The following is a 21806-nucleotide window of genomic DNA, read 5'->3' on the forward strand; positions in this document are numbered from 1 at the left end:
GGCTAGGTGTTCGGTTTCAGAACGAGGACGAGGTTGCTGCCGAGGAATTCTCGTAGTACTGGAACTCGCATCATCCACCATGCCCAGCGGGGATGGTAGCGGGGGAATGCGGCCAGCAGCGTGGCGTTGGGAGTGCTTCGTGCCCAACGCAATCCGTCTGCGGCGCTGATGTCGAACAGGGATTCGCCGAATCGATTCTTCGGTTCGTGACCGGTGGTACGGGCGTAGCGGCGGGCCGCGTACTCGCCGCCGAGGTAATGCCAGGGCCGGGTCTCGTGGCCGCCGAACGGACCGAACCAGATGGTGTACGAGAGCACCGTCAACCCGCCGGGCCTGGTGACCCGCAGCATCTCCTCGGCCATGGTCCACGGTTCGCGGACGTGCTCGGCGACGTTCGACGAGAAGCAGATGTCGACACTGTTGTCGCGGAACGGCAGTGCCATCCCGGAGCCGCGCACCGAACCGGGTATCTGCAGTCCCGCCGCATGCATCTCGGACGCATCGGGCTCGACGGGCAGGTAGCGCGCGCAGCTGGCCCCGAAGACCTCGGCGAAGTATCCGGGCCCGCCGCCTACGTCCAACACGGTCGCCGCGGACATGTCTGTGCCGGTCAGGCCCCGATACAGATCGCCGATCAGCTCCACGGAATCGCGGGCCAGTGCGCCGTAGAAGATGTCGGGAGCGCTCTGCTCATGTCCGAAGTCCTTCAGCAGACTCACCGAGCGACGCAGTGTCGCGCGAGAGGCGAACAAACGTGTCACGGCGGAAGTCACGAAGACGAACCCTAGCGGTTAGTGTTGCAACGGTAATCGACGGCGGTCGTGAAACGAACATGCGGAAATTGGGTGAAGCGGGCTGTGCGCGAGGTTCTGTTGCTGTGCTGGCGCGATACCGGGCACCCGCAGGGCGGCGGCAGCGAGCGATACCTCGAGCAGGTGGGCGCAGGTCTGGCTCGACGCGGCGTCCGCGTCACGCTGAGGACGGCGTCGTACCCCGGAGCTCCCGCCGAGGAGATCGTCGACGGCATTCGCATCAGTCGCGGTGGTGGACGCCTGTCGGTGTATCCCCGCGCACTGGCCGCCATCGCGGCCGGGCGGCTGGGTTTCGGCCCGCTCAAGGGCATCGCACCCGACGCGGTGATCGACACCCAGAACGGCATTCCCTTCTTCTCCCGTGCTGCGTTCGGCGTTCCGGTGACGCTGCTGGTGCACCACTGCCACCGGGAGCAATGGCCGGTCGCGGGGCCGATGATGGCCAAGCTCGGCTGGTGGCTCGAATCGACTGTGTCTCCGCGGGTACACCGCCGCAATCAGTACCTGACGGTGTCGTTGCCGTCCGCCGACGAGTTGGTCGCACTGGGCGTCGACCGCGAGCGCATCGCCGTGGTGCGCAACGGAGCCGACGAGATTCCCCGGTCGGTGCCCGAGGGTGACGAGAGCACCCGCACCGCGCACCCGTCGCTGACCGTGCTGTCCCGGTTGGTTCCGCACAAGCAGATCGAGGACGCGCTCGACGCCGTTGCTGCGCTGCGCGGCCGAATTCCGAACATCCACCTCGACGTCATCGGCGGCGGTTGGTGGGAGCAGAACCTCCGCGATTACGTGAGCGAACTGGGCATCGAGCAGTACGTCACCTTCCACGGGCACGTGGACGAGGACTGCAAGCACGCGCTGCTCGGTCGGTCCTGGGTGCACGTCATGCCCTCCCGCAAGGAGGGATGGGGGCTCGCGGTCGTCGAGGCAGCGCAGCACGGCGTGCCGACCGTCGGCTACCGAAGTTCCAAGGGCCTCACCGATTCCATCATCGACGGCGTCACCGGCGTGCTGGTGGGCGGGCTTTCGGATGGTGAAGAGGACCGGGACGTCTCCGGTCTGACCGCTGCCGTCTCGGAGCTGCTGCAGGACGCCGAAGCCCGAACTCGCCTGGGCGAGAAGGCGCGAGTGCGCGCAGGGGAGTTCTCCTGGGAGCAATGCGCCGACGGTGTGTACTCGGTGCTCGACGCCACGACGCGTGGCACGTGGTCGTCAGGTCTGGTGGGTGCGCAGCACTCGGATTCGGCTCAGCAGTCCTACCGCTAGTCCGCCGAGAAGTAGCAGTGCCCATGCGAGGTGGGCAACGACGACGGCTGCCGCTGGCCGGCTTTCGGTGAGCACGGGATCGGGTACTCGGTAGAGCGTGAGCTGGTCGTCGGAGTACGCGATGGCCAGTGAATTCAGTTTTTGCTCGGATTCGCCGAGTTCGCCGGGGGTGGTGTTCTCCACCAGTATCCAGCCGACACCCAGCTCTGCGACGATGTCCACGGGTTCGCCTGCGAGCAGCGCATTCTGGACCTCCGTCGCGCGCACCCCCTCACCGCGCACCGTGCCGCCCGCGACGATGAGCTCGCCGGTCTGCAACACATCCAGTGGCAGCATGCGCGGCGCGGGATCGAGAACGGGAGCACTGCCGCTGTAGGGAAAGAGGCGGAACATCCCGGCCGGTAGCACCGCGACATCGCCGTCGCCGCTCTGTACTTCGGCTGCGACCGCCTGCCAGGACTCCGGGTACACCACGGGCCGCATCGAGTTCCCGACGCCCCAGCCCAGGTCGGGTAGTGCGATCAGCAGGGCCGCTATTGCCACGGCACTGCCGAATCGGGTGCGTTGGACCGCGCTCAGCGCGGCTGGCTGCACCCGATTCGGTCGACGACGGGGAGAAAACGCGGCCGCCGCGGCCAGAGCGTAGATCGGCATCGCCAGCGCGACCCACTTCTGTGAGTCCCTGAGCAGGCCGGCACCGGGCACCGTCTCGCCCAGCGCGCGGGCCATCGCCAACCCTGGTCCCGTCGCTGCCAGCGCAGGCGCTGCGATGGCAAGCAACGCGACGACAGCGAGTCCCACGATCACCGGATTTCTTCGACGCCTGATCAGCGGGCGCACTCCCAACGCGACCACGGTCAGCAGCAGCGCCGTGCCCACGAACGCGAAAGCCCCTGTGCGAGAATCGGGTACCGCATCGGAGTTCCAGATTCCGCCCAGACCGGCGAGGCTGCCGAGGGTGCCCAAGCCCGGCTCGGCGCGCGCCGCGAACGCCGCCCAACCCGCCGGATCCGCCTGCTCGACGCCACTGCCGGACACGGCCGTCGCCACCAGCCACGGTGCCGACGCCACCGCCGCCATTCCGAGGGCGCCGACCACGCGCAGGCCGCGTCGGGCACCCCCGGGGAGGGCGAGGACCACCAGGGCAATGGTTGCGGCGAGCAACGCGCCGGTGGGGGTGAGCCCGGCAGCGGCGAGACAGACTGCGAGTGCCCACCAGGAACGGCCCTCTCTGACCGCGAGTGCAGCGACCACCGTCCACGGCAGAGTGGCGTATCCGACGAGCAGGCTCCAGTGTCCCTGCAGCAGTCGTTCGGCGACGTACGGGTTCCACACGGCCACCGTCGACGCCACGAGCAGCGCGGGCAGTGGGGCTGTCGGCAGTACCGTTCGTGTCATGACCGCCGCACCCCACCCGGTCAGCCACAGGGCGAGCAGCAGAATGGTCTTGACCACGAGTCCGCCGTCGAACACCGTCGACAGCGCGGCGATCGCGGCGTCCTGCGGGACGGCCCGCGCAGCCGTGTCGGCGATTCCCCAGGCGGAGTCGGTGAAGTAGGAACGGGGAGTGCTGACGGCGTCGCGCAGCAGGAGATAGCCGGGGCCGAGCAGCGGGCCGACAATCACCACGGCGAGCAGCAGGCTGTAGAGCGGCGGTGTCCACTTCGACCTCGACCACGCCATGATCGGCACCCTATACCGTGGGCTCATGTCTTTCCGCGCCTCGTCCGAGGCAGACCACACGGCGGGTGCGTCGGTCGCCGGGATGGGGATGGTGACGGCCGGTTCGATGTTCGCGAACGTCGCGGCCTACCTTCTGCAGGTACTTGCGAGCCGGATGCTCGGCGTCGAGGGCTACGGAGAATTCGCGAGTCTGCTTGCTGCGCAATTGGTTCTCGCGGTTCCGGCGTTGGCGTTGCAGTCCGTCGTTGCGCGTGAAGTGGTGCGCGGGCGCAGTTCTCGCGAATTGCGAACAGTGGGATATCGGTGTGCGGCGGTGGTGGGGGTGCTCGCTCTGGCACTGGCACCCGCACTGTCCGCGGCCATGGACGTCTCGATGACGGCGACCGTGTCGGCGGTCATCGCTGCGCCGGTGTTGGTGCTGCTGGCTGCCGAGCAGGGGTTGCTACAGGGGCGTGGGCGATTCGGAGCCCTCAGTGTCGTGCTTGCCGCAGCAGGATTCGGCAAGGTGGCACCGGCGGTGCTGGTGTTGTTGCTCGGCGGTGGTCCCGGTTCGGTTCTGTTGGCCACGGCCGCGGGTATCGGCGTGGTGGCACTCGGTGCGCGATGGACGGCCGGGGTACCGGTGAACTCGGTGTCGGAAACCAAGGTCACCGTTCTGGCCGTGCTGCAGGCGTCACAGGTGCAGTTGGTGTTGATCGCGATGTCCGCGTTGGATCTGGTGCTGGCGCGCACGCTGCTCAGCTCCAACGAAGCCGGGCTGTACGCCGTCGGGGCCGTTGCGTCGAAGGCGGCGTTCTGGTTACCGCAGGCCGTCGGCGTGGTGCTGTATCCGCGGATGGCGAACCCGCTGCATTCTGCGTCCGCGGTGCGATCGGCGCTGGCCGTCGTCGCGGGGCTCGGTACCGTTCTGGTGATCGGCGGTGCGCTGGCGTCTCCGCTGTTGCCGTTGGTGGTGGGCGATACGTATTCCGGTGTGCAGGAATATGTCTGGCTGTTCGTGCTGCAGGGTGCGTGCCTGGCCGTGCTGCAGAGCGCACTGCTGTGGGCCATCGCGGGCGAACGCACCCACCTCGCTCTCGTCGCCTGGTTCGCCCTCGCCGTCGAGGTGTTGCTGTTGCTGTTCGTGGCGTCGACACTCGCGCAGTTCGTCGTCGTCGCGGCCGTCACCGCCGCGGTGACAATGGTGGTGGTGTGTGGGTTGGTGTTGTGGGGGAACCGCGTCAGTCCTTCGCGGGTCTGATCTCACTCAGGATCTCGAAGTCGACCTCGCCGGCCAGCGCCAAGTAGATCGGCTGCGAGACATGGCCGTTGGACAGGGACAGTCGACCGCGGGCACCGGTGAACGACACCGAATCGGAGATGGATTCGATGACGCCCACATCGGTGGTGCCGGCCCTGTTCACCAGTGCACCCAGCAGCTTGATGCCCTCGTAACACGATTGCCCCAGAGCGCCGACGATCGGCGCGTCGACGCCGAACGCACGGGCGAATCGGCCGGAGAATCCCAAACTGTCTTCGGTGGCCAGTGTTTCGAAGTATCCCGAGGCGACATAGAGCCCGTGTGTGTTCTCTCCGCCTGCCGCGATCAACATGTTCTCGTCCATCAGCGGACTGAGCCGAACGCATCGGACGTCGAGTCCCGCTGCAGCGAATTGCTGATGGAAGTACACCGCGTCGTCGCCGAGGAGCAGAACGACGGCACCGTCGGCCCCTGATCGTTCGAGCGCGCCGACGGAGGTGGCGAAGTCGGTGCTGCCGACCGGCCTGAACTCGGCGTGCACCACGCTGGCCCCGAGTTCCCGGAGCCGGGCGGCCGCGATGGTGGCGCTCTTGCGCGGCCAGACGTAGTCGTTTCCGACGATTGCCCACCGTCTGCGTCCGAACTCGCGGACCAGGAAGTCCAGTGCCGGGACGAGTTGGTTGGTGGGTGTCTCGCCGGTGATGAACAGGCCCGGATAGCGGTCACCGCCCTCGTACAGGGACGTGTAGACGTAGGGGATTCGGTTCGTGGCCACCGGAATCACGGCCCGACGGACTGCCGAGGTGTGCATCCCCGCGACTGCGTCGAGGGTGCCTGCGTCGAGCAGGGTCGAGACCTCGTGGGCGACGGCTGCCGGGTCGCGACCACCGTCGATCGAGATCAGCTCGACGCGCCGGCCGAGTACACCGGCGGCGGCATTGAGTTCGTCCCGTGCCAGCTGGGCCGACAGTTCACTCGACGGGCCGACCAGGCCGAACGGTCCGGACATCGGAAAGATCAGACCGACGCGAAACGTGTCGAACCGATCGCTGTTCATCGTGTTGTCCGTCCGATCCGTGTCGATTCGCTGCTCGCTTCGCCCTAGAATCGCTGAGGGAGACTGTAGCGCCGCAGGCGAGGTAAGAGCAGAGGGGCATGATCGCGTGAATCACGACGAGGCTGGTTCGGCCGCTCGTTTGCTCACCGTCGTCGAGCGCGCGGTCTCGGATCGGTTGCGCGGTGCACTCGTCCCGTGGGAGCTCGATCTCGAGGAGTGGCGGGTGCTGTCGTTGCTGTCGGACGGCGAAGGCCACACGATGGCCGAAACCGCGGAGTTCGCGCTGCTCGCGCCGCCGACGCTGACCAAGGCCGTCAACCGGCTGGTCTCCAACAATCTCGTGCACCGTCGTACCGGCACCGTGGATCGTCGTCAGGTGCTCATTCGCCTGACCGCGCGTGGGCGCGCCAAGTACGACGAGGCGGCTCCGGTCATGGAAGCAGTCGCGGCCACGGTGTTTCCGTCCGAATCCGAACGTGAGCAGTTGCAATCCTTGCTGCGCTCTCTCGAGACCAACGCGAAGGCGTCCTCGGTCACCCTGTGAATCGTTGCCGGGTTCCGGCATCGGCTCGACTTCGGCAGTCCCTCGCCTGGTCGTGAACTTTCGTGATCTCCTTTTAACATGTTTCACGTTGCAATAGTGTCCACGGAAAGTATTGTTCGGATGCAGCGCAGCCAGCGCTCTCACCGAGAACCGAAGTGGACACCAGTTCATGAACATGAAGAAGTACTTCGAGGGGCCAGCGACCAGCCTCGACGACCAGATCGAAAGTTACGCAACCTCTCGCGTGCCCGACGATCAACGATGGCGACGGCCGGCGATCCTGCTGGTGCTCACCGGCAACGTCACCGCGATGTTCTGGTTCGCGCTCGGCGGCCAGATCGGCTTCCTGGTGGGGTGGCCGATGTCCCTGATCCCCGTCGCCTACATGGTGATCGGCGCAACGCTGGTCGGCAGCCTGATCATGCGTATTGCGAGCCAGGAAGGCCTGTCGCTGCCACTGCTCACCCGCGGACTCGGCTTCGGCACCAAAGGATCGGCCGTGGCCTCGCTCGTCTACGCCGTGAACTACGTCTTCTACTTCATCTTCGAGGGCAGCATCGTCTCGCACGGCCTCAGCGAACTCGCCGGCATCGACATCAACTCTGCCTGGGCGACAGTGGTGTTCGCACTGGTCGCCCTCGTTGCGCTGTTCTTCTCCTGGCGTGGAATGCACTCGATGAACATTCTGCAGCGGTTCGGTATGCCGATCTTCCTGATTCTGTTCGCCATCGGCATGTACATGCTGGCCAGTGGATACGTCCTGGTGGGGCCGGGCCAATGGGAAGCCACCGGCGGGTTCACCGCAACCGCGATGTGGCAGGCGTTCAGTCTTGCGAACGGACAGGTGGTGTTCCAGGCTCTCATCGCCACCGACTACGGACGTTTCGTCAAGAAGAGCGTCGGATACGTGGGCACCGCGGGGCTGATGCTCGCGGAGCTGCTCATGATCGTCGTGGTGATGATCCTCGGTGTCTTCCTCGGCTTCACCATGTTGCGCCACTTCACCGGAAGCACTGCCGCACCAGAACTTTCGGCTACCGATCCTGGGCTGTATTTTGCCGTCGTGATGGGACTGCTCGGCGTGATCTTCGCCGTTGTCACCCAGGTGCGCATCAACGTGATGAACCTGTACTCCGGGTCGCTGGCACTGTCCAACGCCTGGGACGTGCTCTCGCCCCGCAAGGTCGGACGCCAGTGGTGGATGGTCGCGCTACTCGTCGTCGGCGTGCTCTGCTACCCGGTCAACATCCTGCAGTACACCGACAAGTTCCTGGCCGTCACCGGGATCATGACCAACACCTGGATCTTCATTCTGCTCGCCGATTACTTCGTCTGCCGACGAATGCTCGGCCTCGCACCGCGGAACAACATCGAGTTTCGCGAAGGGCGAGTGCGTAATTGGAACCCCTGTGGCATTTTCGCCATGGCGGCAGGCGTGGCCGTGGGCGGACTCGGCGTGTTCGGTCTCTACCCGTCGTACTACGCCTCGTTCATCGCGATGCTCCTCGGGCCCATCATCTACATCCCACTGACGATGGCAACGCGGGGGAAGTACTACGAACCACCTGTCTCCACCGAAGCTCCGACAATCGAAAGGACTGTGACGTCATGACATTCACCGCAGCGGCCATCCAGTTCGAACCCACACTGTTCGCCAAGGACGCGAATGTCGCCACGCTGGCAGAGCTGGTCGACAAGGCCGCTTCCGACGGGGCCGAATTGATCACCACGCCCGAGATGGCCACCACCGGTTACTGTTTCCATGATCCCGAGGAGGCATCGCCCGTCGTCGAGCAGGTCCCCGGACCCACCACCGATACGTTCGTCGAGATCGCGGCCCGTCGCGATTGCTACATCGTGCTGGGGATGCCGGAAGTCGATCCGACAAGCGGGTTGTTCTACAACAGCGCAGTTCTCATCGGACCCCAGGGAATCATCGGTACCCATCGCAAGACACACCCGTACATCGCCGAGCCCAAATGGGCAGCTCCGGGGAACCTGGGCCATCAGGTGTTCGAGACCAGGCTCGGCCGAATCGCGCTGCTGATCTGCATGGATCTGCACTTCGTGGAGACCGCTCGGGTGGTCGCACTGCAGGGCGCCGACGTGATCTGCCACATCAGCAACTGGCTGGCCGAGCGAACTCCGGCACCCTACTGGATCAGTCGAGCCTTCGAGAACAACTGCTACGTCATCGAGAGCAATCGATGGGGACTCGAACGGACGGTCCAATTCAGTGGCGGCACATGCATCATCGAGCCCGACGGAACCGTCACCGGCCGGATCGACGTCGGCAACGGCATCGTCGCCGCCGAGATCGACATTCGGCGTACCCGCGAGTGCGGGCCCGCGCGTCGACCTGAGCTGTATCGGGAACTCCAGACGAACACGTACACCTGGAACCCTCTGGACTTCTTCACCCTGTACGGCCACTCGCCGCTGCCCGCAGGCAAGACGTCTGCGGTGACCGTGGTGCAAAGCACTCCGGGTACATCGGTCCAGAGCAACCTCGCGGACATCGAGGCCTGGATCCAACAGGTCTCCGGTACAACGGATCTCGTCGTCTTTCCCGAGCTGTCGATCACCGGACCGGTCTCGGCAGCTCGACCGCCTCGCAACGTCGCCGAGACCGCCGACGGGCCCTCGCTCGCACGGATCGCGGACCTCGCGGTTCGGCACGGCATGTCGATCGTCGTCGGCATCGCCGAGCGCGACACCGATACCGAACGGGTGTACAACTCGGCCGTCCTGCTCGGAACCGACGGAGCCCGCACAACCTACAGACAGATCCACCTGTCCGCCGAGCATGCGCCGCTGTTCGACGCCGGCGACACCTGGGCGGTCGTCGATCTGCCGCTGGGACGAGTCGGTCTCCTCGTCGGCAACGATGCGCTGCTACCGGAATCGGGCCGAGTGCTCGCGCTGCGCGGGTGCGATCTGATCGTCTGCCCATCCGCACTGGCGGGTACCTTCGTCGGATCGCACCCCGGAACCGAGATTCCGCTCGCCGCCGAGGTTCTCACCGGGCCCGACGCCACCCACTGGCACCATATGCGCGTGCGCGCCGGCGAGAACAACGTCTACTTCGCCTTCGCGAATGCCGTCGACCTCGACCGCGGAATCACCGGACACAGCGGAGTGTTCGGGCCGGACACATTCGCATTTCCTCGAACGGAAGCCATCGTCGATGCATCCGAACCCGGCCACGCGACGAGCGTAATCGACACCACCAACCTCGACGGGCCGTACCCGACCAACGTCGTACGACGCAAAGACCTCGTCCTGATGCGGCAACCCCACCACTACGGGATTCTCTCGACCGCCTGAGAAAACACCAGTGGCGTGGTTAGGTGCCCCCACGGGCACCTAACCACGCCACTGACCAACCGGGTCGTTCCGCAGGCTCCACTCCTGCGTAGCGCACCTACTCCTTGTTGAGGTTCGTCCTCGGAATCTCTTCCGTGCGATCCGTCGTCCAGTCGCGGTTGCTCGCGGGTGCGGGTGCTGCTCCGCCTGCGGGGTTCGGTCGCGGCGCGTTGTCGGCCCGGGCCGGCTGACGATGTCCGCCGTTTCCGCCGCCGCGCAGGAGCAGGACCACTCCGGCGATCAGCGAGATGACACCGAGAATTCCGGCGATGATCGGGACGGTGCGGCCGAAGAGCGAGAGTTGATCCTGGCCGTCCTTGGCCTGCTGGATCTGGTATTCGACGGTGTTCTCGTCGAACGTGATCGGTGCGTTGAGGACGTCGACCTCGGCGTTGCCCGCTTCACGTCCGTAGTACTGGTGAATCTGCTCTTCGCCCTTGACGACGACGCCGGTCTCGGGCTCGACCCACAGGGTGCGGGTGTTCTCGTACCAGCGGGTCATCGTCACCGGCGCGGCTCCACCCTCGACACCCCAGGTGTCGGCGGGCAGGGTGACCTTGTTGGTCGGCAGGTTCACCACGGTCGACAGGTCGACCGGGCCGACGGTCTGCTGGTACTGGTACACCGGCGTGCCGTTGATCTCGGTTGCCTCGACGAAATCGATGTCCTTGGTCGCACGCGCGTTGACGTCGAAGTACGGGTAGCTCTTCTGCTCCGAGTTGAACGGGAACTTGTACTGCAGACCGGTGTGGGCCACCTCTTCGGCGGGCGCGTTGCCGGCCACCTGGATGGTGCCGATCGGGTTCTCCACGGGCATGGACGTCTTGCGGTCGATGGTGACGCGGTCGACGCTTGCGGTCAGCAGTCCGGTGTCGGCCTGCTTGTCGCTGCGACGCAGAGTCTGGCCCGCTTGCAGCGTCATGATGTCGGCGTCGGCGGGATCCTCGACGGTGACGAATCGCTGCGAGACGAGGGGAACGTTCTGGTCGACGACTGCGCGGCCGGCGGCGAGGGAAGTCGCATCGAGCACGCTGCCCTCACCGGTGGAGACGGTGGTGACCTCGAGATCCAGCGGCGTCTTCTCGAGTGCCGAAATGGTGTACGTGGGAATGAGAATGGCGGCGACCACCAGAAACGCGCCCAAGCCGATGAGTACGAGGGCAAGTATCCGGCTCGGCCCTGAGCGCTCCGCCATGCTGAATCTCCTTAGTTGACCGCTTCATGGAAGACACCGCGGGCGGGAAAGACGTTCACCCCGACCCGATGCCCGATTTATTACGACACGTCGCAGGTGACAGTAACAGTCGACAGTGGCACCGGTCTCGTCTGCGCCGGTTCGACACGGCACACTTGAGACCACCATGAGCACACAGACCCGTTCGGCAAGCGTTGTCCCGCTTCGTGGGTTCGTACCGTCACTCGAGGGAATGCGTGCCGTCGCGTGTATCGGCATCGTTGTCACCCACGTGGCCTTTCAGACCGGTGGCGCGACCTCGCCGATCTTGGGTCATGTGTGGGGCAGATTCGACCTGACTGTGGCGATCTTCTTCTCGCTGTCGGGATTCCTGCTGTGGCGCCCGCACGCGGCGGCAGCCCGCGGTCATCGGAGTGCCCAGCCGCTCGGCCGCTATTTCCGTTCGCGGTTCGCGAGGATTCTGCCCGGTTACTGGGTCGGCGTGGTGCTGATCCTGCTGTTTCTTCCCGATGCAGGCGGTGACTACCGCGTGTGGCTGGCGAACCTGTCGTTCACTCAGGTGTTCGTGCCGCTGACCCTGACCCAGGGTTTGACGCAGATGTGGTCGCTGTCGGTCGAGATCGCCTTCTATGTCCTGCTGCCGGTGTTCGCGTGGCTGATGGTGCGCCTGCGTGGTGCGGCCGCCGCCCGCCGTGTCCCGGTCATTCTGGGTGCTGCAGTGCTGACACTGTCGTGGGCGTTCGTCCCGGTGTCGACTCCCGACGGTATTCACCATGACAACTGGCTCCCCGGCTACTTCCCGTGGTTCGCGGCGGGGATGCTGCTCGCCGAGATCTCGGTGGGGCCGACGACCTGGGTGCATCGGTTGGCTCGTCGCCGACGTGTCATGGCGTCCATCGCGGTTGCCGCGTTCGCTCTATCGGCAACTCCTCTGGCGGGTCCGCAGGGCTTGGTGCGTCCGGCGGCCTGGCAGTTCGAGATCAAGATCCTGCTCGGCGCGATACTGGCCTTCGCGATGCTCGCCCCGCTGATTCTCGCCGAGGACGGGAGCCGGCATCGCTTCCTCGAGCATCCGGTGATGCTGACGCTGGGCCGCTGGTCGTACGGGCTGTTCATCTGGCATCTGGCTGTGCTTGCCGTTGTGTTCCCGGTGTTCGGCATCATCCCGTTCTCGGGCGGGATGTGGTTCGTGTTGCCGGTGACTCTCGCACTGTCCATTCCGGTGGCAGCGGCGAGCTACGCGCTGGTGGAAGATCCTGCTCGACGACGCTTCGGCCCCCGCAAGAAGGCGGTCAGGGCTTCCGTATCGCCGTGATCGCCAACGCGACGATTCCGATGAGGGACGCCAGCTGCACCCAGTAGGAACCGCCGACGTAGCCGTCGGGAGATCGCCATGGTCCGAGCGAGAGCAGCGCTGGTGCCAGCAGCGTGAGTCCGCCTGCAGTGCAGGCCAATACACGTGAGGACGCCGTGCGACCGTAACGGCGGTCCAGGAACACCGCGCCGATGCCGATCACGGCCACGGTGACCACACCGGCGATGCCGGCCAACACGATCGTTGCTCCCAGCAGCGCCACGACTGCGACCGGAACGCTCTGCCACGGCCGCGGCGACGGACCGACATCAGGCGCACCTCTCGGCCGACGCAGCGCTGCGAACAGCAACGGGATCAGCAGGAGAAGCCCACCGAAGATGCCGAGCCGGTACCAGCGGTCGGTGGTGAAATCCAACGAGATCGTGCCCGATGCCCCCGCCGGAACGATCCAGGCCTGCTGCCACCCGTCGACCACTACCGGGGACAGCTTGAGGCCCCCGGGAGCTGTTGCGCGCCAACCACTGTTGTTGCTCTCCGGGATGACCAGCAAGCGGTCCTCCGTCGCGGAGGTGAGCGTCATCTCGCGGTGATCGGCGCTCCAGGCGGTGGTCCGGGCGGCCTGCGGTGCCGAACTCGTCGGCCAATCGGCTGGGATGGGCATGGTGCGCAACCGAATACCGTCGACGAAGAACGATGCTCCCGGCTGCACCACCACGTCCTGGCGTCCCTCGGGCAGTGATACCGGGTTGACGAAATTCTCGTTCAGCGGGGTGTCGGCGTCGCACACCGACGCCTTCAGCGGCTCGCCCGAACGGAACTGGTCCGCGGTGGCCGTCACCGACGTGCGCACCGTTTGCCCGGCGATGGAGACGATGGGGCCGTCGAAGCAGTCGACGGTGATCCGGCGATCGCCGTCGTACGGTGCGCCGATCGGTTCACCACCGGACAGTGGTGTCACTTCGGCAAAACCCGGTGGTTGAGACTGGATGAAGCCCAACGAGTTTCGGTCCAGGACGCCGTCCCAGTCCACGATCGACAACACGATCCTGTCGGTCACGAACGGTGCCAGTTCGAGAGTCGTCGAGCCGTCGGTGTCGACGTCGCGCACCATCGGGCCGTTGCCGAGGTTGACGGCGACCCGGGTGGGGTGTGCCGGAAGTTCGCCGAGGCTGGGGGTGAGTTCGAGCCCGTCCACCAGTGTGGGAGTAGGCAATTCGATGGTCAAGGTGGGGTTGGTGCCGGCTCGATCGGTGATCGACTTCTCCGGCGCGGTCCAGGACGTGCGCGGATCACCGTCGGTCGCGGCGAATGCCGAACCGTGCAGATCGGCGACGTCCGACGCCCCGCTGGCCAACGGCCGCCCGGGCTGCGCCAGCAGCGCTTCGAGTTCGGGGGACTGACGCGTGCGCACCGTCAGGTCCGGAATGACCGCGGTGCCCATCGGTACGTCGATCGTGCGCGAGAAGCGGCCCAGTTCCTCGGGTGACTTGGACAGCCCACTGCTGCAACGGATTCGATCCTCGGTGTCGAGGCACCCGGAACGGCCGGGGAATTCCTGGCCCAGTTCCCAGGCGTCGACGCTCGCCCCGTCGGGAGTCGCGGGCAGCACCGCGCGGTGCACGATCGGTACCTGCGTCGGGTTGTCCCGGTCGGTATAGTCGTCCACCGACACCTCGCTGATGCCGAACTGGCTGCCCCGGGTTCCGTCGACCGTCGACTTCGCGGTGATGCGCAGCCACGGGGTTTCTCCGCCCGGCAGTGACACCGTCATCGGCTCACCCGGCTCGTCGACGCGCGCCGCGGTCGAGCCGTTCGGGGTGGTGATCTCCACCCACTTCACCGGGTCGCCGATCGTCCCAGGGCTGGTACGCATGCGCAGCAGCCCGCCGCGCACCGGAGTATCGAAGTCCAGTTGAAGCCATTGCCCCACAGCGCGTTCGATACCGTTGCTGATCCAGCTGGTAGCCAGATCTCCGTCCACCGCGGCGGCGACACCGCTACCCGGGGCGCTGCCGCCGATCTGCGTTGCGTCCGACGCCGAGCTCGACGCCGTCAGGGTCGCGCCCTCCCACTCGGCGTCCACGGTCTCGGCCCCGTACACCGGGTAATCGGAGACCTCGTTGAGCGAACGGCGCGGCTCGTCGGCGGCCCGCAGTGCAGAACTGTGATTGTCGACCTGACCGAAGTCCGTCTCGCGATTCATCGGGGTGTCGGTCACCGTCACCGAGTTCACGGCGATCCCCGCCGCCGCTGCATCCGAGGCCAGCAGAGTGGGGCCCGACGGCACAGGATTGCGAATCCCGTTGTTCCGCAGTTCGTTCGAGCGCAGGATGGACTCCGGACCACCCTGGACCACCGGGACACGATCGAGATCGACGGTGTAGGGACCGGACGCGGGAATGCCTGCCGAATCACCTACCGCGTAGATCTCCACAGCCGGATACGGCGGTCGAAGATCACCGTCGAGTACGACGCCGTCGACCTGACCCGGAGCCACGTCCTCACCGAATTCGGCGACCTTCTCGAGGCCCGGCGAACCGTCGAGCACCTGGTGCACCGACGCGGGACGGGTGGATCGGGAGTCCTCGGGATCGAGGTCGTTGCGCACGACGACGTAGCTGATGCCCTGGCCCAGAAGGGTATCGGCCAACCCGGCCGACGGCCGACCGTCGGCGAACAGTCGTTGCACGGAGTCCAGCGCGCGGATGGCACCGGGCGGGGTGAGCGGTACCGCGTCGCGGACGGCCCAGGGCGTGGTGGCCAACGCCTGCAGTGGTTCGTCTCGGGTCAATCCCCAGGTCTGCAAGGCGAACGGTGCGCCGGGCACAATCAAGGCTCGCTGCGCGTCGGAACCGTCCGGGCTCGATCCCGAGGCATTCTCGGTGAGCCAGTCCGCGGCGTCGTGCCAGTACTGCGGAACGGCCTCGTACGCTCCTCGGGGCGCGAGCTTGCCCGTCCATGCCAACGAGGTGGACAGCGTCAAGGCCACGAGGATCAGCGCGGTTACTGCCATCATCGGATGCTTCTCGGGATGCGCGACGGCCGATCGCCACTGCGTCCGCGGCGCGGAACCCGGCAGCGGAACTCGGGCCAACAGGTGAGCCAGGCCCAGCACCAACGGTATTCGAATGACCGGCTCGAGTTTGTGGATGTTGCGTAGCGGTGCGCCTGCCGAATCGAGGAACACCCGGACGGCACCCGCGAATGGACCGTCCAGCTCGCCGACGAACCCGGCACCGAGGCCGACCAGACCGACGAACAACATGATCGTCAATCGCCCGCGCGCGGGCATCGAGCGCATCGCCAGGCCCGCGATTCCAGCAGCCGCGATCAGACCCGTCGCGATGACGGCCGCCGGCTGAGTCACCAGAACCGCACCGGCCACTCGCTCGGGAGAGACGAACGGCGTCCAACTGCCGGTGCCGCGCAGTACCTCCGTCAGTGACGTCCACTGCGTGGTGGTGCCGGACGATTCGATGTAGTCGAGAAACGGTGGAGAGACCTTGCCCAGCAACAGCAGTGGAACGATCCACCACAGCGTCGCGAGTACGAGAAAGCCCGACCACCACGCACCGAAGACGACCCAACGCTTGTTCGGCCGATGCGACAACAACCAGATGACGGCCACCAGAACGGCGGCGGCGGTGGCGACGGCATTGACTGCGCCCATCAGCGCGACCGCAACCGCCGACTGCGCGGCCGCTCGTCTCACCGTGTAGTTCCCGGAGTCGGAAGCGAGATACCGCACCATCGGAATCAGCACCCACGGTGCCAGCATCATCGGCATCGTCTCCGAGGAGATCGACGCGAGGGTGGTGATCACTCGCGGAGAGAGAACGAAGGCCGTCGCCGCGATCAGACGGGAACTGCGGCTGCCGATACCGAGGGCTTCGGCGAGCCGGACGATTCCCCAGAAGCCGGCGATGAGCAGCAGCGCCCACCAGATGCGCTGAGTGATCCAGGGCGGGATCGACAGCAGGTCGCCGCCGGCGAAGAACGCACCGTGCGGAAAGAAGTAGCCGTAGGCCTGGTTCTGCACCTGGCCGAGTGGGGCTGCGCTGTTCCACTGATGGGAGGCGCGTTCGAGAAATCCGAGAGGGTTCTGAGCCAGGTCGAACTTGGTGTCGGCGACGGTGAAGCCGGGGACCTGAAGAAAAGTGAGGAGGAACGCCAGAATCGAGACGCCGAAAAGCCATGTACGGCCGAGCGGCTCGGCCGAGATCATCGATTCACGAGAGCGACCAGCGTCAGCGGCTGCCGTACTCAACCTGGTTCAGCAAGGACGAGTCGGCGTTTCCGGAGCGATCGATATCCGGACGAGAGTTGTCGGCTGCGGCTGCGGTGACTCCGAAGACGACGCCCGCACCCAGTACGGCTCCGACGACGGCGGCAATGACACCCGGGACAGCAAACTTCATCTCGGTTCTCCAGTCAGTCGGCTCAGGAAGGAAGCGGGCAAGGTGGACCCTCGCGCGGGCATCACGGTATCACCCGTACCTGCAGAACAGGCCGGTGGACGCGTTACTTGCCGGGGGGAACGATCAGGACGGGTCGATGGCTGTGTCGCAGAACGTGCTCGGCCACCGAACTCTGGAGCAGCGCACGAAGACCGGTGGTGCCTCTCGTGCCGGTGACGATGATGTCGACGTTCATCTCGTCGGCCTTCTCCACGATCGCGCTCCAGATGGCGGTGGTGCATTCGGTGCACTGGCCCTCCACCTTCAGGCCCGCGGCCTCGGCCAGCGCGACGCCTTCGCTGTTGGTCACCTTCGCGTCGGTGAGCGCAACGTCCTCGGCCTCGTCGTCGGGCACCCATTCGGGCTGCATGACGCCGGAGAGGCCGGACATTCGCGCGGCCTGACGCACCATCGGCTCCCACGCGGTGACGACGATCGCACGTGATGTGGTGAGAAAGCGTCCGGCATAGTCGATGGCGCGTTTGGCATTGTCGGAGCCGTCGTAGGCAATGAGTATGAGGTCTGCGGGCATGGTTCGAGGTCCTCCTCATGTCGCGTTCGTCCAGATTACCCCCATCCCCTTCGGGATCAATGTGGGTTTCAGTCGGTCGGAGTGCAACAAAGCCACATTGATCCGGACCCGGGGCGCGCAAGGAACACCCCTCCTCTCGGCTACCGTCGTATTCCATGCGACTTCGGTTTTCGGTTCGGTCCGCTGCGGTGATGACGGTCGGTGTCGGCTTGTTGGTCTCGTGCTCGAGTGAGTCCACGCAGGTCGCGTCGACGCAGACGGCACCACCTGCCTCGACGACGACCGCGGCCGAGACGACGGTCCCGCAACCGCTCCCACCCGTCGACGAGTGCGTCACGTTCGTCGACGGCCTCACCGAGCGTCAGCGACTGGCGCAGTTGCTCACCGTCGGAGTCACCGGAACTGCGGACGCGGTGCAGATCATGTCGACCGAGCAGGTCGGTGGCCTGTTCGTCGGGAGTTGGACCGACGAGTCGATGCTCGGAAATCGGGAAGTACCGCAGGTGCTCGACGCCTCCGCGGTGGCTCCGATGATCACCATCGACGAGGAGGGTGGACGGGTCTCGCGAGTCGCGGATCTGTTGGGAGAGGCACCGTCGGCGCGAGTGTTGGCTCAGACGATGTCGGTGGACGAGGCCTATCAGGCGGCGTTGACGCGCGGCCAGGGGTTGAAGGATCTCGGTGTCACCGTCGACTTCGCTCCGGTGGTCGACGTGAGCGCTCAGCCCGATGATTCGGTCATCGGCGATCGGTCGTTCTCCGACGATCCGCAGGTCGTCATCGAGTACGCGGGTGCGTACGCGCGAGGTCTGGAAGACTCGGGCGTCAAGCCGGTCATCAAGCATTTCCCCGGGCACGGTTCGGGATCGGGCGACTCGCACACCGGCGCGGTCACGACGCCGTCGCTCGACGAGTTGAAGGCCAAGGATCTGTTGCCGTTCGCGGCGTTGAACAACACCGGCGTCGGCGTCATGGTCGGGCACCTCGATGTGCCGGGACTGACCGAGCCGGGTGTGCCGGCGAGTATCAGCCCGGCCGCGATGGCGTTGTTGCGCGATGGCGTCGGATACGGTGCCGCACCGTTCGACGGCCCGATCTTCACCGACGACCTCAGCGGCATGGCGGCGATCACGGCGAGGCTCGGGATCGTCGACGCGGTCGAGGCGGCGTTGGTTGCGGGAGCAGATGTGGCGCTCTGGCTCACCACCGATCAGGTGCCCGCGGTGTTGGACAATCTCGAAGACGCGGTGGCGACGGGACGCCTCGACGCGGCGCAGGTGGACGAGGCTGCGGCGACGGTTGCCCGGTTCAAGGGGGCGTGCGGGGCCTGATTGTGCGGTACTGGACCTTACTGTGGAGTAACGTCTAGTACTTCGTACGTATTGGAGGGTCCATGGCTGGCGGCACCAAGAGATTGCCCCGCGCCGTCCGCGAGCAGCAGATGCTCGACGCGGCGGTGGATGTGTTCTCCGACAACGGTTTTCACGAGACGTCGATGGATTCGATCGCCAAGAAGGCGGCCATCTCCAAGCCGATGCTCTATCTGTACTACGGGTCGAAGGACGAGTTGTTCGCGGCGTGTATTCATCGCGAGGGCGTCAAATTCGTCGAGGCCCTGACTCCTGCTGCAGACCCGACGCTGACGCCGCGCGAGCAGCTGCGCAAAGCGCTGATCGGCTTCCTGGGATTCGTCGGCGAGAACCGGAAATCGTGGATGGTGCTCTACCGTCAGGCGATCGGCCAGCAGGCGTTCGCCTCGCAGGTGCAGAGCAGCCGGGATCGGCTGATCGAGCTGACGGCCGGTTTGCTCGCCATGAGCACGAGGGATCCGGAGCAGTCGCAGAATTTCGGGCTGATGGCCGTCGCGTTGGTCGGGGCAGGCGAGGCCGTGGCCGACCGCGTGGCGGGCGGCGAAATCGAGGTCGACGCCGCAGCGGACCTGTTGGAGAACCTGGCCTGGCGCGGCCTGGCGGGAAAGAAGACCGCCACGACCTAGGCTCCTGCCGAACTCGAAGTTATGGACGAAAATCCTAGGAAATCCGTCCATAACTTCGAGTTCGAGCTAACTCAGCGCAGGGTGCCCGTCAGATGCGGGTAGCCCTTCTTCGGGTTCTTCAGCGACAGGTCCCAGCCGGTGCCGACGGCATCGGCGTAGGCGTTGACCGTCGCGGGCAGGACGATCGGCTTGCCGAAGCGGATGCTGTAGTTCACGGCCTCCGGAATTCGACCCTCGACGGTCTGCAGGACGGCTGCCGCGCTCCACATTCCGTGCGCGATGGTCTTCGGGAACCCGAATGCCTTTGCGCCGAGCGAGGATACGTGAATCGGGTTGCGGTCTCCGGAGATGGCCGCGTACCGGCTGATGATCCGCTGATCGACGCGCAGGGTGCGGGTCGGGGGCGGCGGGACCTCGTCGGCGGGCGGTGCCTCACGGGGTCCACCGGACAGCGACGTCTTCTGCAGGCTCAGGAAGCTCGAGGTCTGCTTCCAGACCAGTTCCCGTCCCACTTTGACCTCGCTGATCAGGTCCACCAACAAACCCTTGCGATGCTCGCGCAGATTCTCCGCGTGCACTCGGATGTCCAGCGGTTCGGACGCGGAGATGCCACGGAACTGCTCGATGACGTTCTCGGCGTGTACCGAACCGATGGCCGCGAACGGAAAGCCCTTGGACACCATCAGTTTCATCACCGTCGGGAAGACGAGGGTGAAGGGGTAGGTCACCGGGAGCTGATCGCCGAATCGCAGCCCCGTCGCCCGGCAGTACCCGGCGAGGTTGTCGGGGTCCACCCGCAGGCCCTTGAGTTCGTACACCGTGTTCGGCACCGACGACGACCGGGATCCGAGGAACGGCAGCGCGCCGAGCGCAGCCGAGGTGTAGATGTCGGAGGTCTTCGGCTGCGCGGTGAGCGTGACGGTGCTCATGCGCCGAGCAGGCTCTGGCCGCACACGCGCACGACCTGGCCGGTGACGGCGTTCGATGCGGGAGAAGCGAAGTACGAGACCAATTCTGCGACGTCCACGGTCTCGCCGCCCTGCAGCAGCGAGCTCATGCGGCGTCCGGCCTCACGGGTGGCGAACGGGATCGCAGCGGTCATCGCGGTCTCGATGAAGCCGGGGGCGACAGCGTTGATGGTGATGTTCTTCTTCGCCAGCACCGGCGCGGACGCGTGCACCAGGCCGATGACTCCGGCCTTGGAGGTGCCGTAGTTGGTCTGGCCGCGGTTGCCTGCGATGCCTGCGATGGAGGAGACGTCGACGACGCGGCCGCCCTCCTTGAGTGCGCCGGATGCGACCAGCTCGTCGGTGATGCGCTGCGGGGCAGCAAGATTGACGCCGATGACCGAGTTCCAGCGGGCGTCGTCCATGTTGGCGAGGGTCTTGTCGCGAGTGATGCCTGCGTTGTGCACGATGATGTCGGCTCCGCCGTGGCGCTCGAGCAGGTGCTTCGAGAGGACCTCTCCGGCGTCGGGGGAGGTGACGTCGAGTGCGAGCGAAGTGCCGCCGACCTTGTTGGCCGTCTGCGACAGTGCTTCTCCGGCAGCGGGAATGTCGGCTGCGATGACGGTCGCTCCGTCGCGGGCGAGGACCTCGGCGATGGTGGCACCGATGCCGCGGGCCGCTCCGGTGACGACGGCTACCTTGCCTGCGAGCGGCTTGTCCCACGAAGCCGGTGCCTGCGAGTCGGCGTCTCCGACGGTGATGACCTGGCCGTCGACGAAAGCGGACTTGGCCGAGAGCAGGAAGCGGAGGGTGGATTCGAGGCCGGACAGGCCGGTCGACGCCTTGGGGGAGATGTAGACGAGCTGCGCCGTGGCACCGCGCTTGACCTCTTTGCCGACGCTGCGGGTGAAGCCTTCGAGGGCGCGCTGAGCGATGTGCTCGTCGACGCTCGAGGTCTCCTCCGGCGTCGTGCCGATGACGACGACGCGAGCGGACGGTGCCAGGTTGCGGATGACCGGCTGGAAGAACTTGAAGAGCTGCTCGAGCTCGGCGACATTGCCGATTCCGGTGGCGTCGAACACCAGTCCACCGTGCTTGTCGTCGTGCGGCTGCGACTGCGGGTAGTCCGACAGCAGCTCACGCAGCGGCTCGACGAGGCGGCCACTGCCACCGATCAGGACCGGTCCGGCCAGCGGCGGCTCGCCTGCCTTGTAGCGGCGCAGCTTCTCGGGCTGCGGCAGGCCTGCCTGCTTGGCGATGAAGGCTCCCGGCGCGGACGCGAGGAACGTTGAGTAGAGATCTGGGGCTCCCTTGGAGGCTGCCACTGTCGTACCTTTCATTCAGCGCTGCTCGCTCGAGGAGCGAGGCGCACGACCGGGTGTCGACAACCAACTTA

The 21806-nt window shown here is 66.0% G+C and carries 17 protein-coding genes; 8 read left to right on the forward strand and 9 right to left on the reverse strand.

Annotated elements, in window-relative coordinates; translation table 11 throughout:
• Positions 1-2 precede the first annotated feature (2 nt).
• Positions 3-773 (reverse strand): class I SAM-dependent methyltransferase, encoded by a 771-nt coding sequence (locus tag CH256_RS24765; RefSeq protein WP_231893765.1) that lies wholly within the window; start codon positions 771-773, stop codon positions 3-5.
• An 84-nt stretch (positions 774-857) separates the two neighbouring features.
• On the opposite strand from CH256_RS24765, the gene CH256_RS24770 reads away from it, so the two are divergent.
• Entirely contained in the window at positions 858-2078 is a 1221-nt protein-coding gene (locus tag CH256_RS24770) for a glycosyltransferase family 4 protein (RefSeq protein WP_094671062.1), read from the forward strand.
• Here the strand turns inward: CH256_RS24770 and CH256_RS24775 are convergent.
• Positions 2025-3761, reverse strand: a complete 1737-nt coding sequence (locus CH256_RS24775; protein WP_373454875.1) for a hypothetical protein — start codon at positions 3759-3761, stop codon at positions 2025-2027. The genes CH256_RS24770 and CH256_RS24775 overlap by 54 nt on opposite strands.
• Before the next feature lie 25 nt (positions 3762-3786).
• Here CH256_RS24775 and CH256_RS24780 point away from each other — a divergent pair, with 25 nt between their 5' ends.
• Positions 3787-5001 carry a polysaccharide biosynthesis protein gene (locus CH256_RS24780; protein ID WP_179272217.1) on the forward strand — a complete coding sequence of 405 codons (1215 nt, stop codon included), beginning with the start codon at positions 3787-3789 and terminating at the stop codon, positions 4999-5001.
• Here the strand turns inward: CH256_RS24780 and CH256_RS24785 are convergent.
• Complete coding sequence (locus tag CH256_RS24785; protein WP_094635229.1) at positions 4982-6058, reverse strand: substrate-binding domain-containing protein; 1077 nt, start codon at positions 6056-6058, stop codon at positions 4982-4984. The genes CH256_RS24780 and CH256_RS24785 overlap by 20 nt on opposite strands.
• 106 nt (positions 6059-6164) lie before the next feature.
• On the opposite strand from CH256_RS24785, the gene CH256_RS24790 reads away from it, so the two are divergent.
• The 3 genes from CH256_RS24790 to CH256_RS24800 all read left to right on the forward strand — a co-directional run bounded on the left by CH256_RS24790 (position 6165) and on the right by CH256_RS24800 (position 9929).
• Positions 6165-6602: a MarR family winged helix-turn-helix transcriptional regulator gene (locus CH256_RS24790; protein ID WP_094635230.1), complete on the forward strand. Its 438-nt coding sequence runs from the start codon at positions 6165-6167 to the stop codon at positions 6600-6602.
• A gap of 169 nt (positions 6603-6771) precedes the next feature.
• Positions 6772-8214 carry a purine-cytosine permease family protein gene (locus CH256_RS24795; RefSeq protein WP_094671030.1) on the forward strand — a complete coding sequence of 481 codons (1443 nt, stop codon included), beginning with the start codon at positions 6772-6774 and terminating at the stop codon, positions 8212-8214.
• Complete coding sequence (locus tag CH256_RS24800) at positions 8211-9929, forward strand: nitrilase-related carbon-nitrogen hydrolase (protein ID WP_094671032.1); 1719 nt, start codon at positions 8211-8213, stop codon at positions 9927-9929. The genes CH256_RS24795 and CH256_RS24800 overlap by 4 nt, the downstream gene beginning before the upstream one ends.
• A 97-nt stretch (positions 9930-10026) precedes the next feature.
• Here the strand turns inward: CH256_RS24800 and CH256_RS24805 are convergent, their stop codons facing one another.
• The gene (locus CH256_RS24805; RefSeq protein WP_094639210.1) at positions 10027-11163 is read right to left on the reverse strand and encodes a DUF3068 domain-containing protein; all 1137 of its coding nucleotides are present in this window, start codon (positions 11161-11163) and stop codon (positions 10027-10029) included.
• A 166-nt stretch (positions 11164-11329) separates the two neighbouring features.
• Here CH256_RS24805 and CH256_RS24810 point away from each other — a divergent pair, with 166 nt between their 5' ends.
• Positions 11330-12478, forward strand: coding sequence for an acyltransferase family protein (locus CH256_RS24810; protein WP_256989536.1), 1149 nt, complete (start codon positions 11330-11332; stop codon positions 12476-12478).
• On the opposite strand, the gene CH256_RS24815 is transcribed toward CH256_RS24810, so the two are convergent.
• The 3 genes from CH256_RS24815 to CH256_RS24825 form a co-directional block, all read right to left on the reverse strand.
• Positions 12456-16703, reverse strand: coding sequence for an alpha-(1->3)-arabinofuranosyltransferase (locus CH256_RS24815; protein WP_094671036.1), 4248 nt, complete (start codon positions 16701-16703; stop codon positions 12456-12458). The genes CH256_RS24810 and CH256_RS24815 overlap by 23 nt on opposite strands.
• Before the next feature lie 22 nt (positions 16704-16725).
• Positions 16726-16896, reverse strand: coding sequence for a DUF2613 domain-containing protein (locus tag CH256_RS24820; RefSeq protein ID WP_082073827.1), 171 nt, complete (start codon positions 16894-16896; stop codon positions 16726-16728).
• A 103-nt stretch (positions 16897-16999) separates the two neighbouring features.
• Positions 17000-17467 carry a universal stress protein gene (locus tag CH256_RS24825; protein WP_094639207.1) on the reverse strand — a complete coding sequence of 156 codons (468 nt, stop codon included), beginning with the start codon at positions 17465-17467 and terminating at the stop codon, positions 17000-17002.
• A 155-nt stretch (positions 17468-17622) separates the two neighbouring features.
• Here CH256_RS24825 and CH256_RS24830 point away from each other — a divergent pair, with 155 nt between their 5' ends.
• Both CH256_RS24830 and CH256_RS24835 read left to right on the forward strand, forming a co-directional pair.
• Positions 17623-18798 carry a glycoside hydrolase family 3 N-terminal domain-containing protein gene (locus CH256_RS24830; RefSeq protein ID WP_094671038.1) on the forward strand — a complete coding sequence of 392 codons (1176 nt, stop codon included), beginning with the start codon at positions 17623-17625 and terminating at the stop codon, positions 18796-18798.
• Positions 18799-18860: 62 nt separating this feature from the next.
• Positions 18861-19463 carry a TetR/AcrR family transcriptional regulator gene (locus tag CH256_RS24835; protein ID WP_032396646.1) on the forward strand — a complete coding sequence of 201 codons (603 nt, stop codon included), beginning with the start codon at positions 18861-18863 and terminating at the stop codon, positions 19461-19463.
• A gap of 71 nt (positions 19464-19534) precedes the next feature.
• Here the strand turns inward: CH256_RS24835 and CH256_RS24840 are convergent, their stop codons facing one another.
• Both CH256_RS24840 and CH256_RS24845 read right to left on the reverse strand, forming a co-directional pair.
• Positions 19535-20392: a MaoC/PaaZ C-terminal domain-containing protein gene (locus CH256_RS24840; protein ID WP_068049153.1), complete on the reverse strand. Its 858-nt coding sequence runs from the start codon at positions 20390-20392 to the stop codon at positions 19535-19537.
• Positions 20389-21735, reverse strand: a complete 1347-nt coding sequence (locus tag CH256_RS24845; RefSeq protein ID WP_068049203.1) for a 3-oxoacyl-ACP reductase — start codon at positions 21733-21735, stop codon at positions 20389-20391. Before CH256_RS24845 ends, CH256_RS24840 begins: the two co-directional genes overlap by 4 nt.
• Between the last annotated feature and the right edge of the window lie 71 nt (positions 21736-21806).

Origin of the sequence: Rhodococcus sp. 05-2254-6, from assembly GCF_002258565.1 — a bacterium.
Classification (GTDB): Bacteria; Actinomycetota; Actinomycetes; order Mycobacteriales; family Mycobacteriaceae; genus Rhodococcoides.

Bases quoted from the DNA above. Each gene is read 5' to 3' on its own strand.
- CH256_RS24775 (WP_373454875.1), bottom strand. From the start codon at position 3,761: ATGGCGTGGTCGAGGTCGAAGTGGACACCGCCGCTCTACAGCCTGCTG.
- CH256_RS24780 (WP_179272217.1), top strand. From the start codon at position 3,787: ATGTCTTTCCGCGCCTCGTCCGAGGCAGACCACACGGCGGGTGCGTCG.
- CH256_RS24785 (WP_094635229.1), bottom strand. From the start codon at position 6,058: ATGAACAGCGATCGGTTCGACACGTTTCGCGTCGGTCTGATCTTTCCG.
- CH256_RS24795 (WP_094671030.1), top strand. From the start codon at position 6,772: ATGAACATGAAGAAGTACTTCGAGGGGCCAGCGACCAGCCTCGACGAC.
- CH256_RS24800 (WP_094671032.1), top strand. From the start codon at position 8,211: ATGACATTCACCGCAGCGGCCATCCAGTTCGAACCCACACTGTTCGCC.
- CH256_RS24805 (WP_094639210.1), bottom strand. From the start codon at position 11,163: ATGGCGGAGCGCTCAGGGCCGAGCCGGATACTTGCCCTCGTACTCATC.
- CH256_RS24810 (WP_256989536.1), top strand. From the start codon at position 11,330: ATGAGCACACAGACCCGTTCGGCAAGCGTTGTCCCGCTTCGTGGGTTC.
- CH256_RS24815 (WP_094671036.1), bottom strand. From the start codon at position 16,703: ATGATCTCGGCCGAGCCGCTCGGCCGTACATGGCTTTTCGGCGTCTCG.
- CH256_RS24820 (WP_082073827.1), bottom strand. From the start codon at position 16,896: ATGAAGTTTGCTGTCCCGGGTGTCATTGCCGCCGTCGTCGGAGCCGTA.
- CH256_RS24825 (WP_094639207.1), bottom strand. From the start codon at position 17,467: ATGCCCGCAGACCTCATACTCATTGCCTACGACGGCTCCGACAATGCC.
- CH256_RS24830 (WP_094671038.1), top strand. From the start codon at position 17,623: ATGCGACTTCGGTTTTCGGTTCGGTCCGCTGCGGTGATGACGGTCGGT.
- CH256_RS24835 (WP_032396646.1), top strand. From the start codon at position 18,861: ATGGCTGGCGGCACCAAGAGATTGCCCCGCGCCGTCCGCGAGCAGCAG.
- CH256_RS24840 (WP_068049153.1), bottom strand. From the start codon at position 20,392: ATGAGCACCGTCACGCTCACCGCGCAGCCGAAGACCTCCGACATCTAC.